The sequence below is a fragment of the Amycolatopsis sp. lyj-112 genome, assembly GCF_046549055.1.
Lineage (GTDB): Bacteria > Actinomycetota > Actinomycetes > Mycobacteriales > Pseudonocardiaceae > Amycolatopsis.
In genome coordinates this window covers 123,022-137,488 of sequence record NZ_JAJPWS010000019.1, presented here as the reverse complement: position 1 = coordinate 137,488, position 14,467 = coordinate 123,022, and the positions used below count along the sequence as shown (strand labels likewise).

Below are 14,467 nucleotides of genomic sequence, written 5' to 3'. Positions count from 1 at the left end.
CGCCGACTTCACAGCTACTTTGCGTGTGCTTCGGACGTGGTCCGGGCTGACCTACCGGCAGTTGGAGGCGCGGGCGAAGGAATCGCGGGCAGCGCTCCCGGCCAGCACGATCGCGACCACGCTCGGCCGGAGCACCTTGCCCCGTGAATCGTTCGTCGAAGCGTTCACGCGGGCGTGCGGGCTGGATGACGAGCAGGTGAGGCGCTGGCTGGACGCCAGAACCCGCATCGCGATGGGGAGCGGGCCGCCGGTCGCCGAAGGATCCGACGACGAGAAGGTGACTGCCATCCGGCCGCCGGAACCCGCGCGGCCGCGGCACTGGCGGGGGCCGGTGATCGTGCTGGTCGCCATCGTGACCATCGGTCTGGCCACCGCGTTCGGGATCCCGGCGCTGCCGTCCGGCGGGCGGGCGACGGCGTCGTCGGTGCCACCCGCGGCGGTGGTTCCCGGGCTGGACATCCGGGAGGTCGGCAGCTGGGCGGAGATCCATCCCGCGCGGACACCCGAGTACTGCCTGGCGGAAGGGCTGGACCGGACCCGGCAGTATTCGACGGTCATCGCGGCCCAGCAGCCTTGCGGGCAGGCGGTCTCACCCCGGGTCTTCCTCGACCCCGTGGGGGAGGACAGCGCGGTGCAGATCCAGTGGCACCATCAGGAGACCGGGGTCGGCTGCCTCACGGTCATCACCGAAGGGCCGGGGCACGGCCTGCTCGAATCCCGCGACGACTGCGACGACGACAGCGCGGATCAGTTGTTCACGATCGAACCGATCGGCCCGCCCGGGGCGGCGCATCTGCGTATCCGTCCGGCTGGGAGCGACCAGTGTCTCGGTCTGCGTGACCAGGACACGGCCGTCGGCACCGAGATCGTTCAGGAACGCTGTTCCGGAGCCGGTGACCAGGAGTTCCTCGTCACCATGATCCCGCCGCCGTGAGCGTCCCCGTCCGCTCCGACGGACCGGAGCGGACGGGGGATTCCTACTCGACGGCCAATTCGCCCAGTTCCGACCAGCCGTCCTGGTCGATCTTCGCGTTGATGATCCTGGGCGTTTCGGCGAGATACGGCGGAAGATCGCTCCGGGCGGCGCGGAAATGCGCCGACCCGACGTGTGCCGCGCCCGCGTCGTCGTCGCGGAAGGCCTCGACCAGGACGTACTCCGTCGGGTCGTCGAGGCTGCGGGACCAGTCGTACCAAAGGCAACCCGGCTCGGCGCGGGTCGCCTCGGTGAACTCACGCGAGATTTCCGGCCACCGGTCCGCGTGCTCGGGCTTCACCCGGAACTTCGCCGTAATGAAGATCATGGCTCTGCTTCTTCCTGCTCAGGAGAACTGGATTCCACCGTCGATCATCACCGATTGGCCGGTCATGTAGTCCGAATCGGGCGATGCCAGGTAGGACACGTAGGACGCGACGTCTTCGGGAACGGACACGCGCCCGAGGCGGATCAGGTCGGAGTACTTCTCGATGGCCTGCCCCTTCCTGATCCCTTCCGATTCCGCCAGTTTCTCGTCGGAGGTCCCACATCGCGGTCCCGACGATTCCCGGACAGTACGCGTTCACGGTGATTCCGTACTTCGCCCATTCCATCCTTGGCGACGGCTTCCAGTTCCGCCTCGTTGAGGGGGATGTCGTTGACCGCGACGTCGTGCCCGTCGGCGGCGAGCCTCAGTGCGATTCCCTTCCCGATTCCTCGGGCGGCACCGGTGGCGAGGACGTTCTTGCTCATATGCTGGCTCCTTTGTTCGGCGTCGAGGCCGCGGCCTGGGCTTCACCGGAAGGTAGGTGCGCGGGCATCGCCGTGGGGGAGTCGCGTGTCTCACTTTGAGACAGGGACTTCGGGGACCCCCTACCGTCGAGGGGTGCTGACAGAGATCGCATTGCTCTTCGGGTTCGGGTGCCTGAGCGGCGTCACCACCGTCCTTTTCGGATTCGGCGGCGGGTTCATCACCGTGCCCGTCGTCTACGGCTTCGCGCTCGCCGGACCGGGGCAGGCCCTCGGCGCGATGCATGTGGCGGTCGCCACCTCGACCGCGGTGATGGTGATCAACGCCGGCAGCGCGACCCTCGCGCAGCTACGCGCCGGACGGCTGCGCAAGGAATACCTGTGGCCGCTCATCGCCTTCATCGGCTTGGGATCCGTGCTCGGTTCCTTCGCGGCCACCATGGCCGGCGAAAGCGTGCTGCGCTGGCTCTTCGTCGCCTACCTCGCGCTGACCATCGCCGACAGCGTGGTCCGCAAAGGGTTCGTGAGCAGGCCGCCGGACACTCGGCCGCGTGCGCTCGGGAGCCTCACGACGACCGCGGGCGGCACGGGTATCGGTGCCGTGGCGAGCTTTCTCGGTGTCGGGGGAAGTGTGCTCACCGTGCCTCTGATGCGGCGCAAGGGTTTGCCGATGGCCGAGGCGGCCGCGCTGGCGAATCCGCTGAGCCTGCCGGTCGCGGTCATCGGCACCGCCGTCTACGCCTTCGCGGCGACCGGTACGCCCTCGGGGAGCGCTCACCTCGGCTACATCGATCTCATCGCCGCGGGCGCGCTGCTGTGCGGTTCCCTGCCGACGATCGCCGTGACGCGGCGCGTGGTCGGCCGGATCCCGGACCGGGCCCACGCGATCGCCTACCTCGCCCTGCTCGGCGCCGCACTGATCGCGATCGTCGTCCGATAGCACAGTGATCCGATGGATAACAGATCTTGACAAGGTCAAGACTCATCCTTGTCCAGATACTGGCAGTAAAGATCCGATGAATCATCTGTACGTCCGCCCTCGTTTAGGCCAAGATCTTCCGCATGAGACTGAGATCGACCACCAAACGCATGTTCGTTCTCGGGCTGCTGACGGTTCTCGGCACCACCGGGACGACGTCCGTGGCCACCGCCGACCCCACGCCCACACCCACGGACGTGAACGCGACCGGACTGCCTCGCGGCGGATGGGAGCCCGTCGGCCCCAACAGCATCGGCGGATTGCTGGCCGTCACACCGGGCAGGCTCGCGATGATGCAGCCGAGCCCGCCGGCCTTGTGGCTCTCCGCCGATCGCGGCGCTTCGTGGAACGTGAGCAGGGGACTGCCGCAGGACACCAGGATCCAGGGCTTCGTCGCCGATCCGGTGGACGCGAACCGGATGCTCGCCGTGGGCAACAAGCCCACGGACAGGATCGGTGAGTGGCGGGGGATGCTGCTGCGCACCACCGACGGCGGCCAGAACTGGGAGACACTGCGCGAGTGGGACCCGGATGGCGCGTTCCAGCTGGTCACCGACCGGACCGGACGGGTCGTGGTGGTGCAGAACCTCGACTCGATGAGCATCAGCACCGACGGCGGCGAGCAGTGGCGTGACCTGCCGAGGACCTGGCCGCGAGAGGGTATCGCCGCGCCGGTCGGCGGGCTCAAGCTGACCATGGTCGGCGACGACGCCTACTTCACGACGGTCTATCCGGATTACGCGCTGTGGGTCATCCGCGGGGTGAGCACCGAGGAGCCGAAGGCCGAACTCGTCTACCGGGCCGACGGCGAGGTCGGGCAGATCGCGTCGGACGGGAAGCGCCTCGTCGTCACCGTCGGCACCGAACTGCACGGTTCCACCGACAGCGGCCGGACCTGGACGGTGCTGCGCCGTGATCCCACCGGCCAGCCCCTGCGTGAACCGCATTTCGTCGGCGGCCGCCTGTATGTCGCGACGTATAACGACATAGACGTCAGCGCGGACGGCGGCCGGACCTGGACCCGCAAGCCGGTCCCCGCGGCCGGCGAGGGCGTGTCCGACATGGCCGAACTTCCGGCCGCGGCGGGAAAGCCCGCGACCACACTGATCTCTTCGGTGTACCGAGGTGTCTACGCCGACGGCGGCAAGAACGGCTACCAGCAGCTCGGGGTGCCCGGTGAGTCGATCCGCGACCTCGTGACGACCGGGAACCTGTTGCGCGAGAGCGTGGTCGCGGCCGGTGTGCAGGAGATCTACAACTCCCCGCTGCCGCGCGGGAAGATCACCGCGACGACCCGGGTCTGGCAGTCGCACCCGGAGGACCGGCTGCACGAAGACGCGCGCCTGTCCGTCTCGCCGAGCCGCCCGGACGTGGTCTGGCAGGTCACGCGGAACGGTTTCGCGCTCGACGTCCTGCGCAGCGGCGACGGAGGCCGTAGCTGGAAGATCGCCGGAGCGGCGCTGGCCGGTCAGCCGCGCACGATCCTGGCCCACCCCGCCGACCCGGACCGGATCCTGGTCTCGGCCTTCACCCCCAGCGGATACGTGCTCCACCGCAGCATGAACGCCGGCAAGACCTGGGAGAAGCTCCCGTCCGACTCCGGGTTCATCGCCTTCGCCGGAGACCCGTGGAACGCGAACCGCGTGTGGGGTGGCGACTCCGGCGGCTTGTCCCGCTCGGACGACGGCGGAAAGACCTGGACCCACGTCTCCGACGAGCCGGTCAGCTCGATCGCGCTGAGCCGCTGGGGCGGCGGCCGCATCCTGGTCGGCGGTTCCGGCCTGCTGCTGAGCGAGGACGACGGCCGGTCGTTCCGGCGAGTCCGGGACGGTGACGACCAGCGCGAGATCAGCCGGATCCTGCCGCATCCGTTCGACCCCAGGGTGTGGCTCGCGAGCAGTGTCAGTGGCAACGGCGTGCTGCGCAGCACCGACTTCGGCCGCACCTGGGCGCCGCTGCCCGGCGCCATGCCCGATTCCCGGGTGCTCTCGCTGGCGATCAGCGCGGACGGCCGGTACCTGTTCGCCGGTACCGCGCAGTCCGGGGCGTTCCGTCTGACGCTGTACTGAGTTCGAAACGCTTCGCGGCCGGGCGAAAGTTCCGGCCGCGAAGCGTTTACTCGGTCCCTTCCCGGATGTCAGAGTCGAAGTCATGGCCATCGACGTCGACGCCCTCCGGGCCCACTTCCCTTCCCTCGCCCACGGAACCGCCTTCTTCGACGGCCCGGCCGGGACGCAGACTCCCCGGCCGGTCGCCGACGCCATCGCCGCGACGATGACCGCTCCGCTGTCCAACCGGGGCAAGGTCAGCCCGTCCGAACGCAACGCCGAGAACGCTGTCGCGGGTTTTCGCTCCGCCTATGCCGACCTGCTCAACGTGCCGTCCGAGGGCGTCGTCCACGGTCGCAGTGCCACGCAGCTGACGTACGACTTTTCCCGGCACCTGGCCAAGAACTGGCGTGAGGGTGACGAGATCGTCGTCAGCAGGCTGGACCACGACGCGAACGTCCGCCCCTGGATCCAGGCCGCGGAGCGGGCCGGGGCGGTCGTCCGCTGGATCGACATCGATCCCGAGATCATGGACCTCGACCTCGATTCCTTGCCGTTGTCCGGGAAAACGCGGCTCGTCGCGATCACGGCGGCCTCGAACGTCCTCGGCACCAAACCGCCCGTCCGACGGATCGCCGACCTGACGCACGATGCCGGGGCTCTGCTCTACGTCGACGGAGTGCACTACGCCGCGCACGATCTGGTGGACGTTCCCGCGCTGGGAGCGGACTTTTTCGTTTGCTCGCCGTACAAATTCCTCGGGCCGCACTGCGGGGTGCTCGGCGCGGCACCCGAACTGCTCGAAACCCTCGAACCCGACAAACTGGTTCCGTCGCCCGACACCGTGCCGGAGCGTTTCGAGTTCGGCACCCTGCCGTACGAGATGCTCGCGGGCGCGACCGCCGCGGTGGACTTCCTCGCCGGCATCGATCCCGGAGCGGGCGGATCGCGGAGGGAACGGCTGACGAACTCGCTGAACTCCTTGCACAGTCACGAATTCGAGCTGCGCAGCAGGCTGGAAAAGGGGCTGGGCGGCGAGGTTGTCGTCCATTCGAAGGCCGCTGACCGCACCCCGACCCTTCTGATGAGCCTCGGCGGCCGTGAGCGGGAAGCGCAACTGCACCTCGCCGAACAGAATGTCGTCGCGCCCGCAGGATCTTTCTACGCCTACGAGGTCTTTGCCGCGCTGAAGCTGAACGACCCCGCGCTGCGCGTCGGGCTCGCGCCGTACACCAACGCCGAAGACGTCGACAGGCTGCTCGAAGGTCTTTCCGCCTTTGGGTAGGAAACCCGGCACATCTATCGGGCGTAACCCGAACAGGTTGGTTTTCCGGTGCGGCTCTCGGAGGGGTATTACCGTGCGCTCATGATCGACTACGGGAGGTCCGCAATGCGTTTCCGGTCGGTGGCTGCGTCAGTCCTTCTCGGTTGCGCGCTGTGCGTCGCACCCGCGGCACTGGGCGCCGGGGCCCAGTCGCTCGCGATCCAGCCGTGCCCCGAGGTCAACGATCCGCCCGGCTACAAGATCTCGAACGGTGCGAAGGCCTGGATGAAGACGAACCTGCGCAGCGACTACCTCCGCGGGCCGGGCACGATCACCTACAACAAGACCACGACCTCGACGGTCAACGCCTCCATCACCGGCACGACCAGCGCGGAGGCCGGCGTGATCTTCGCCAAGGCGAGTGTTTCGCTTTCGGTGACCGTCGGCGCGAGCTATTCGAAGGCGGATTCCTGGTCGTACGCCGCGACGGTGCCGGCAGGGAAGACGATGCGGTTGCAGCAGTACAAGGAAGGCCGCTCGTTCACCGTGCTGAAGTACAAGATCGTCCCGCCCTGCAAGGTGAAGAACATGTGGACGAAGAAGGCCATCGCGCCGATCAGCAGCCCGAGTTATCTCTGGCAGCTCATCAGCTGACGCGTTCGCGAAGTGACTCGGCGGGGCCTGTCCGGTGTTCACCGGGCAGGCCCCGCCGCATGTTCATGGGAGCCGTCACAAACCGGCTCGCCCGATGTTGTGATCGCGCCCATGGACGTACGGTGACCGGCACGACACGCTGAGATGGGAACGTCGCGGGCAACGGGGCCCGCGCGGAACGGGAACGGTGGCCGCCATGGGCAAACTCCGCGCACGGGTCTTCATCGCCGGGATGGTCGCGCTCGCGACGGTGGGCTCCGCACCCGCCGCGACGGCTTCGACGGAGATCGCGGACCGTTGGAGCAGCCCGGGACCGTTCGCCGTGACCGTCGAAGCGCTCGACGTCGCGCATACCGTGTACCGGCCGTCCGAACTGGGCGCGCAGGGCCTGCGGCATCCGGCGATCCTGTGGGGCAACGGCACGGGCGCGAGCCCGGAGATCTACGGCGGCCTGTTGCGCCACCTGGCTTCGCACGGCTTCGTCGTCGCCGCGGCCAATACCCCGAACGCGGGCAGCGGCAAGGAAATGCTCGCGGGCGCCACGACCCTGATCGCCGAGAACACCCGTCCCGGAAGCCTCTATCAAGGAAAGATCGACACCGCGCATATCGGCGCGACCGGCCATTCGCAGGGCGGCGGCGGGGCGATCGCCGCCGGTGCCGACCCCCGCGTCACCACCACCGTCCCGATCGAGCCGGGTCCGCAGGGCTCGGCAACGGCTTTGCGCGGGCCGTCGTTCTTCCTCGGCGGCCAGTTCGACACCATCGTGATTCCGGCGCTGCTGGTCATCCCGCGGTATCGCCTCGCCGACCAGGTGCCGGCGGTCTACGGCGAACTCGCCAAGGCGACCCACTTCACGCCCGCCGGCGACGGCGGCGGTTTCCGCGGCGCGATCACCGCGTGGTTCCGGTTCTGGCTCTTCGGCGACGAGCGGGCCCGTGGTGAGTTCTTCGGCTCGTGCGGGTTGTGCCAGGACAGGTCGTGGTCGGATGTCCAGCGCAACGTGAAGGCCTTGGCCGTCTAGCGTTCTTGTCGGGGGGCGGGTCTAGGGTGCCCCACAGCAACCCGAACAAGGAGGACGCCCACCATGACCACTCTCGACAACCGGCCGAACACCGCGCTCCTGGTCGTCGACGTGCAGAACGCCGTCGTCGAGGGCAGTCACGAGCGGGACGCGGTGATCACGAACATCGGCGGTCTCGTCGACAAGGCACGACAGGAACGCGTTCCGGTCGTGTGGGTGCAGCACTCCGACGAGGGACTCGTGCAGGGGAGCGACGAATGGCGCATCGTCGACGAACTGAGCCCGCACGATGCCGAGCCGCTCGTCGGCAAGAGCTACGGGGATTCCTTCGAGGACACCGATCTGGAGAAGGTGCTGGCGGAACGCGGCGTCGGGCGCCTCGTGGTCGTCGGTGCGGAGACCGACGCCTGCATCCGCTCGACGTTGCACGGCGCCCTGGTCCGGGGCTATGACGCGACCCTGGTCGGCGACGCGCACACCACCGTGGACAAGACGGAATGGGGCGCGCCGTCGCCGGACCAGGTCATCGCGCACACGAACCTGTACTGGCGCTACCAGAACGCGCCGGGACGGAAGGGCGGCACGGTGACGACCGAAGACGTCGACTTCGCGGGCTGACTAGCGCTGGTCGGCTACTTCTTCTCGTCCTCGTCCGGCGGGTTCTCTGTCTCGTCGGGGGTGGTCTCAGAGCTGTCGCCGGAACCTTCCTCCGCTCGGTCCCTTCGGTCGCCTTTCTTGGCGTTGTAGGCATGTTTGAGGTAGTCGAAGCCACCATCCTTGATGAAGGTCTTGATCGCCTCACCGGTCGTGCCGCCCGCGCCCATGCCGACTCCATCGGACACCGACTTGCCCGCACCATCGATCCCGGTACCGATCACTCGCGTCACATGGTCGATCTTCCCGAGCGACTCTTTGGCGATCGTCTTCGCTCCGTCGGCGATCTTTCCCAGCCGAGACCTCTCTTGCTTCTCTTCTGCGGCTTCGGTCGAGGCATCCGAATCCGGCTCGGCATCGCCGTTCTCTCCTGCGGATTCCCCGGATTCTTCGCCGGGTTCCGCCGGCTGTTCCGGGGTGTCGTCATCGTCGCCGGATTTCGGCGAATCCGCGGACATCTCCGGTGAGAGGTGCGAAGGCTGATCAGGGTCGGACTGCTCCTGGACGGGCTGCTGCCGTTCCACCGTCGGTTCCGCGTCCGGCCGCGGACCGACATCGGACGGCTGCGGGTTCTCGATCTCCGGCCCCGTCGCTTCGGTGCCGAGTGAATCCCCCTCCCGGTCCAGCGGGATTTCGGGCGGGGTCTGCTGCTCGCCGGCCTCTTGCGGTGCCTCCTGCGGCCCCGGGATCTCCGCGCCGGGTTCGGCTTCGTAGGACATCGTGGCGGGCTCGACCTGCTGCTCGGCCGACGTGGACTGCGACCAGTCGCCGTCCCAGCGGGGATCGTCCGGTTTGAGTTCGAGTTCGCGCTCGAAGTCGTCGGGATTCTCCGGAGGACGCTCTGCTTCCGAGTCGTTCGGTGGCGGCTCGTCGGCCTGGTCGGTGTCCTCGGGTGGCGGTGTTTCCTCGGCTTCCGCCGGAGCGGGGTCTTCGGTGGGGTCTTGCCGGTCTTCGTCCGGCGGCGGCGTCTCGTCGGGCTCTTTCGCCGCGGTGTCCTCGGTGTCCTGCTTGTCTTCCACGGGCGGTGCGGGATCGTCGTCCTCGACGGGCCCGCGCTGCTCGACGTCCTCCGCCTGGCCGCTGTCGTTTTCCGGGTTGCTCTGCTCAACCGGCTGATCGTCCTCGACCGGCCCGCTGTCGTCTGTCTCGGCTTCGCCGACAGTGGCGTCGGCGGGTATCGAGTCGTCTTCCACCGGACCGCTCTCGGGAGGCGAATCCGACGAGGAGTCCGAGGAGCCACTGGTCTCGTCCTCCACCGGTCCTTCGCCACGATCGTCGCCGGTGTCCGCGGTTTCCGGCGGCGGTTCCGGTGCTTCGGAGCGGCTGTCGCTGGTCTCGCTCATCGGTCAGCCCCCTCGTTTCGCGTCCATGCGCAGCACTCGCGCGGCGGGGAAGCCGAGGCGCAGGAACTTCGTCGCCGCTTCGAACCGCGCGACGGGATCCCGCTGGTTGCTCAGCTTCCCGACGGCCGCTTCGATCAGGCTCGGCCGGATCGTGCCGATCACCGTCGTGTCGTCGTCGCGCCAGTGGTCACGGCGATCCCGCAGGTCAGCCAGTTGCTCGGCGGGTGTGGCTCCCTCGAGCACAAGGCGGCGTTCCGCCCATTCCGCGGTCTTCGGATGCGGCCCGCCCACGTCATCCGCCTGTTTCAGCGCGCGCAGCACGTCGAACCATCGGTAACTTCCCGCCTGCCAGCGGACGTCCACCACGTCGCAACCGTGCGGCTGACCCTGGAGTGTGCGGGTCGCGCTCTCGGTCAGGTGCCGGACGAAGTCGTCGGCCGCGTTGTATTCGGTGATACCGGCATAGCGCGCGTCGACGGCGGTTTGGATCCGATGCGCGATCGCGCATTCCAGTGTCCGCTGGTCGAAACCGGCTTTGAGCGACGCAATCCAGGCCGGGTCCGGATCGGGCGCGGGCCGCCCGGTGATATGCGCCAGGGTCAGCAGTTCGAGCCACAACACCAGACGCGGATCGTCGTCGGAGCGGTAGACGGCGTCGCTGAGTTCCTTGAGTGTACAAGGAGTGTCCGAACAGGACAGTCCACAAGCGACACTGCGGTGAGCGGTGATCGCCGGTTCCTTCGAGACTCGCGAGGCGTCTTCGCGGTCTTCGTTCAACGGCATGAGCAGCCGCAGCGGGCGGTCCATGCCATCGGTGAACACCGCGGCCCGGCCGGGCGGCAGCGTGACCACGTGCCGGGACTGCGCTTCGCTCAAGTTCATCGTCGCGCCGACGCTCGCACGATCGTCGTCGGCGGGCAGCCGGTGCAGGATCTTGCAGGCCGTGTTCTTGACGACGTCCGGCACGATCTTGCCGGGGATCTGTTCGGCGACGACGATTCCTTCGCCGTACGCGCGGATCTCGGCGAGCAGCGAGGTGAACAACTCGACGGCGTGTTCGGTCGGGCTGCCGGGCTCGGCCCGCTTCAGCAGCCGGTGCGCCTCTTCCAGCACCAGCACGTGTTTCAGCCCTCGGACGCCGGTCCGGTGCTTGACGCGCAGGTGCTCGAAGATCCGGATCAGCACCGCCCCGATGAAGAACGCCTTGTCGGTGTCAGAGCCGATATCCTCGATCTCCAGTACGACGTTGCCCTGCAACAACTTCTCGATGTCCAGCGGATGGCCGCCTTCGAAGAACCGGCCCGGCGTGCCCAGCCGCAGCGAGCCGATCCGGACGTCGACGAAGCCGCGGATGTTGTCGGCGACCTCCTTGCCGTAGCCGATTCCCTTGACCACTTCGATCGCGGTCGTCTGCAGGTCACCGAGGCTCGGGTACTTCACCGGCCCGACGCGGCCGCGCACGGCACCGGTGACCGGATCCCAGCCCTGTTCGGTGTAGCAGCGGGCCAGCGCCTTCGCGAGAACCTGGGGGAACGGTTCATCGGCGTCGAACGCGGCCATGAAGAGCGCGCGGGTCAGGTCCAGATGCGTCTGCAGCGGAAAGTCTTCGACCGGCTCCAGCGGGTTCAGCCCGGCCGGGTACGCCTTCGGGTCGCCAGGCCTGATCACCGTCACCTGGCGGCCGGGGCCGAGCCTGCCCGCCATCGCGGCGTACTCGGCCTTGGCCGGCTCGATCACGAGCCAGGGCACGCCGGCTTTGTCGAGCCCTTCGAGAAGATGCCGGACGGTCTGGGACTTGCCCGAGCCGGTGGCACCCGCGACGAAGGTGTGCCGGTTGAGCGTGTCGAGTGCGAGGCGGAATTCGCCGACCGGCTGATCGGCGTCGTCGAGGACCGTCCCGAGCGGGATCTCGCCGGTGTTCTCCGGGGTGACGTCGAACAGCGGCGGCTCGATCATCCGGATCCCGGGCAGTTCGCGCCGCGGCGGCCGGGCGATGGCGGCGACGAACTCGCCGGTCGCGCGGAACGGCGACGTCAGCGCGCCGGATTCGGCGGGTTTCGCCCACACGTCGGCGAACGCGGCGCACTCGGTGCCCGGCGTCAGCACGTAGGGCAGTTTGTCGAGATCGCTGGCGCTGCACAGCAACGCCGCCGCGGCCAGGGTCGCGGCGGCGTCCGGGCCGCCGACCAGCACGTGCACCGTCCACACTCCCGCCGTCCGCGCCCGGGAAAGCTCGCGGTAGCGCCCTTCCGCGCGCTGCAGGGCGATCCGGTCCGGTTCGGAGTTCTCCCGCTGCCGCAGCCGGGGGATCGTCGTTTCGAGCCCGAGGAGTTCCCGTTCGACGGCTTCGGCGCCGAGCGGCTCGGCGACGACGAGCCAGGCGAACTCGCCGGGCATGTGGGCGACGTAGTCGTCGAATCCACCCCGGCCCGGGGTTTCGGCGTCCGGTGTCCACAGTGGATCCGGGCCGCCTTCACACCGCGTCCAGAAAGGCAGTTTCTCCCACCTGGCGGCGATCTCCCCGGTATCCGCCGGTGTGCCGAGACTTCCCGGCGGGTAGAGGATCGGTGACGCCTCGCCGGTCCCCGCCGCCGGGCGGGCGACGGGGGAGTGCGGGCGGCCGCCGACCAGGACGTGGATGGCGCGCTCCCCGGCGGGCCTTTCCCAGGCCACTGCGAAACCCGCGTCGGTGCCCCGCGAGCGCAGATCCGCGTGCGCGGCGGTCAACGCGGCGAAGAGCTGGGCCGGCGCGCGACCGCCCCCCTCCTCGGGCCGGTCCGAGTCCGCCGCGAAATCGTCCCCACGGGGGACGGATCGCAGCCGGTGGAAGGTGAAGCCGTCGAGCGCGGCCACGCCGGGCCTCAGCTGATCCGGGCGCGAGTGGCGACCCGGCTGAGCAGGACGGTGCCGGGGTTGCAGTCGCCGACGACGACCCGCCGTCCGGTCGGCCCGGTCTCCACCATCACGAACGCCGTGGGCGCGAGACCTTGCAGGGCCGTCGGCTCGACGGCGAACTCGTAGACCCGCGACGCCGTCCTGCCGAGGTTCTGCGAGTCGGCCTCCGACTGGTTGACGGTGTCCGACCAGTTCTGTTCGCGGGTGTGGGTCGTGCTGAAGTTCGTGCTCGACGACGAACCGGAGGACGAGCTGGAATTCCCGTTGCTGCCGGTCGAGAACGACGAGGTGGAGCCGAAGCTGTAGCCGCGGGTCCGTGCCGTGCTCGACGAGCCGCCCTCGGTCGACGAACTGCCGTGGGTGAGCGTCTTGCCGACCTGCACGGTGAGCTGGGACAGGACGAACTTGTGGCCCCGCCCGATGAATTCGGCCGCGGTCGACGCCTCGTCGCCGTTGCCCAGTTGCATCAGCACGGTGACGCTGCCCGCGCCGCCGAGCAGCTTCTGCATGTCGTCGCGGAGGTGCTGGACGAGGAACACGAGCCGGACCCCGGCGCGCCTTGCCTGCCGTGCCATGGCTTCGAGCGATTCCAGGCCGATCTGATCGGCGCCCGCGATGACCAGCGTCTCGTTGCCGGTGGTTTCGCGGGTGTGCAGTTCCTGCAGGACACGGTGGAACACGACGTGCTCCAGGAACCGGCGGTGCCTGCCCGTCTTGGCCCTGGTGGCGATGGCGGTGAAACCCCGCACCGGCCAGATCGCCCGGAAGCCGGGCGTCTCCGCGGTGGTGTCCTCGACCCGGGCCAGCCCGCGCAGTTCGCCTTCCAGCGACTGGAGTTCGTTGTGCACCTGGTCGGTTTTGCCGACTGTGTCCACATAGGAATTGAGTTTGCGTAGCTCTTCCGGGCTCAGCGTCTCGTCCGACACGGCGTCGTAGACCCGGCGGAAAACCTGCAGCCCGGCCACCAGTTTGGTGAAGGTGACCGGCCCGCTCAGCCGTTCGGCGACGGCGGTGAGCAGATCCGTGTGCAGGCCGCGCAGGTCGTTCCCGAGCGCCGTGCGGTTCATGTTGTACATCGTCTCGGCGAGCACCTCGGCCAGTTCGGTGGCGTCGAGGTCGGCGAGCAGGCCCAGTTGCCCGAGATCGCGCGGCAGTTCACGGACCTCGACCTGGTGCCCCTTGCCGGAGGCGGCGAACGCGAGGTTGTCCCCGACGGCCATGTCGGTGAAGTCCAGCAGGAAGAGCGAAGAACCGGTGGCGAGCTGGTTGGCGCCGACCGTCACCAGCAGGCTCGCCCAGCCGTCCTCGGTCCCGCCGAAGACGTCGATCCGGCTGGGGCGCGAAGACAGCTGCACCGGGTACCAGAGCAGGGCGGACCCGAAACGCTCCTGCTCGCGGCGGTTGTGCTCGTCGACGCGCTGCTGCCAGGCGGAAAAGGCCTGGTTGTAGCGCTCACTCGCGTCGCTGTATTGGGTCGTGTACGACCGCTTCATCACGGTGAAGCGGCGGCGCGTCCGGACGAAGTACACGAGCGCCAGCCCGACCCCGAGGATCAGGATGATCATCGTCGACCACTCCGCGAGCGCGGGGACCTTCGGAGCCGCGGCCTTCGCCATCGAGCCGACCATGGCCACCACGACGAAGACGAGCACGAGCCAGCCGATCAGCCCGATCCAGGCGCGCTTGCTGCGCTTTTCCCGCAGCTGGTAGTCGTGCGGCGCGTAGATCTGCGCGGCCATCGGGGGCGTCGCCGCCTCCGGGCTCACCGCGACCGGCGCCGGCGTCACGTACTCCCAGCCCCACCGCTCGGTCGGCTGGAAGAGCCTGTCCCACATTTCGGTCGTCCTGTTCGCGACCACATTCCGCCCCTGCACTGACCCCTC

14 protein-coding genes are annotated in these 14,467 nt (G+C 68.7%); 8 read left to right on the top strand and 6 right to left on the bottom strand.

What is annotated here, in order from left to right; translation table 11 throughout:
- Window positions 1-25 precede the first annotated feature (25 nt).
- Entirely contained in the window at window positions 26-934 is a 909-nt protein-coding gene (locus tag ACLJRL_RS37840) for a helix-turn-helix domain-containing protein (protein ID WP_410661201.1), read from the top strand.
- 43 nt (window positions 935-977) lie between these two features.
- Here the strand turns inward: ACLJRL_RS37840 and ACLJRL_RS37835 are convergent, their stop codons facing one another.
- The 3 genes from ACLJRL_RS37835 to ACLJRL_RS37825 are packed head-to-tail and all read right to left on the bottom strand — an operon-like array spanning window position 978 to window position 1,669.
- On the bottom strand, window positions 978-1,301 hold the full coding sequence (locus ACLJRL_RS37835) for a putative quinol monooxygenase (protein ID WP_410661200.1): 324 nt from the start codon (window positions 1,299-1,301) through the stop codon (window positions 978-980).
- 18 nt (window positions 1,302-1,319) lie between these two features.
- Window positions 1,320-1,430 (bottom strand): SDR family oxidoreductase, encoded by a 111-nt coding sequence (locus ACLJRL_RS37830; protein ID WP_410661199.1) that lies wholly within the window; start codon window positions 1,428-1,430, stop codon window positions 1,320-1,322.
- Window positions 1,431-1,444: 14 nt separating this feature from the next.
- On the bottom strand, window positions 1,445-1,669 hold the full coding sequence (locus tag ACLJRL_RS37825) for a hypothetical protein (RefSeq protein ID WP_410661222.1): 225 nt from the start codon (window positions 1,667-1,669) through the stop codon (window positions 1,445-1,447).
- Here ACLJRL_RS37825 and ACLJRL_RS37820 point away from each other — a divergent pair.
- The 7 genes from ACLJRL_RS37820 to ACLJRL_RS37790 all read left to right on the top strand — a co-directional run bounded on the left by ACLJRL_RS37820 (window position 1,562) and on the right by ACLJRL_RS37790 (window position 8,310).
- Entirely contained in the window at window positions 1,562-1,825 is a 264-nt protein-coding gene (locus ACLJRL_RS37820; protein ID WP_410661226.1) for a hypothetical protein, read from the top strand. The genes ACLJRL_RS37825 and ACLJRL_RS37820 overlap by 108 nt on opposite strands.
- A 34-nt stretch (window positions 1,826-1,859) precedes the next feature.
- Window positions 1,860-2,663: a sulfite exporter TauE/SafE family protein gene (locus tag ACLJRL_RS37815; RefSeq protein ID WP_410661198.1), complete on the top strand. Its 804-nt coding sequence runs from the start codon at window positions 1,860-1,862 to the stop codon at window positions 2,661-2,663.
- Window positions 2,664-2,785: 122 nt separating this feature from the next.
- On the top strand, window positions 2,786-4,771 hold the full coding sequence (locus ACLJRL_RS37810; protein ID WP_410661197.1) for a peptidase S8/S53 subtilisin kexin sedolisin: 1,986 nt from the start codon (window positions 2,786-2,788) through the stop codon (window positions 4,769-4,771).
- 82 nt (window positions 4,772-4,853) lie between these two features.
- Complete coding sequence (locus ACLJRL_RS37805; protein WP_410661196.1) at window positions 4,854-6,035, top strand: cysteine desulfurase-like protein; 1,182 nt, start codon at window positions 4,854-4,856, stop codon at window positions 6,033-6,035.
- Window positions 6,036-6,155: 120 nt separating this feature from the next.
- Window positions 6,156-6,668 carry a hypothetical protein gene (locus ACLJRL_RS37800; RefSeq protein ID WP_410661195.1) on the top strand — a complete coding sequence of 171 codons (513 nt, stop codon included), beginning with the start codon at window positions 6,156-6,158 and terminating at the stop codon, window positions 6,666-6,668.
- Between the two features lie 196 nt (window positions 6,669-6,864).
- On the top strand, window positions 6,865-7,692 hold the full coding sequence (locus ACLJRL_RS37795; protein ID WP_410661194.1) for an acetylxylan esterase: 828 nt from the start codon (window positions 6,865-6,867) through the stop codon (window positions 7,690-7,692).
- A gap of 63 nt (window positions 7,693-7,755) precedes the next feature.
- Window positions 7,756-8,310, top strand: a complete 555-nt coding sequence (locus ACLJRL_RS37790) for a cysteine hydrolase family protein (protein WP_410661193.1) — start codon at window positions 7,756-7,758, stop codon at window positions 8,308-8,310.
- 14 nt (window positions 8,311-8,324) lie between these two features.
- On the opposite strand, the gene ACLJRL_RS37785 is transcribed toward ACLJRL_RS37790, so the two are convergent.
- The 3 genes from ACLJRL_RS37785 to ACLJRL_RS37775 are packed head-to-tail and all read right to left on the bottom strand — an operon-like array spanning window position 8,325 to window position 14,443.
- Window positions 8,325-9,689, bottom strand: a complete 1,365-nt coding sequence (locus tag ACLJRL_RS37785; protein WP_410661192.1) for a hypothetical protein — start codon at window positions 9,687-9,689, stop codon at window positions 8,325-8,327.
- Between the two features lie 3 nt (window positions 9,690-9,692).
- The gene (locus ACLJRL_RS37780) at window positions 9,693-12,542 is read right to left on the bottom strand and encodes an ATP-binding protein (RefSeq protein ID WP_410661191.1); all 2,850 of its coding nucleotides are present in this window, start codon (window positions 12,540-12,542) and stop codon (window positions 9,693-9,695) included.
- An 8-nt stretch (window positions 12,543-12,550) separates the two neighbouring features.
- Complete coding sequence (locus ACLJRL_RS37775) at window positions 12,551-14,443, bottom strand: hypothetical protein (RefSeq protein ID WP_410661190.1); 1,893 nt, start codon at window positions 14,441-14,443, stop codon at window positions 12,551-12,553.
- Between the last annotated feature and the right edge of the window lie 24 nt (window positions 14,444-14,467).

Bases quoted from the DNA above. Each gene is read 5' to 3' on its own strand.
- ACLJRL_RS37785 (WP_410661192.1), bottom strand. From the start codon at position 9,689: ATGAGCGAGACCAGCGACAGCCGCTCCGAAGCACCGGAACCGCCGCCG.
- ACLJRL_RS37790 (WP_410661193.1), top strand. From the start codon at position 7,756: ATGACCACTCTCGACAACCGGCCGAACACCGCGCTCCTGGTCGTCGAC.
- ACLJRL_RS37805 (WP_410661196.1), top strand. From the start codon at position 4,854: ATGGCCATCGACGTCGACGCCCTCCGGGCCCACTTCCCTTCCCTCGCC.
- ACLJRL_RS37810 (WP_410661197.1), top strand. From the start codon at position 2,786: ATGAGACTGAGATCGACCACCAAACGCATGTTCGTTCTCGGGCTGCTG.
- ACLJRL_RS37795 (WP_410661194.1), top strand. From the start codon at position 6,865: ATGGGCAAACTCCGCGCACGGGTCTTCATCGCCGGGATGGTCGCGCTC.
- ACLJRL_RS37835 (WP_410661200.1), bottom strand. From the start codon at position 1,301: ATGATCTTCATTACGGCGAAGTTCCGGGTGAAGCCCGAGCACGCGGAC.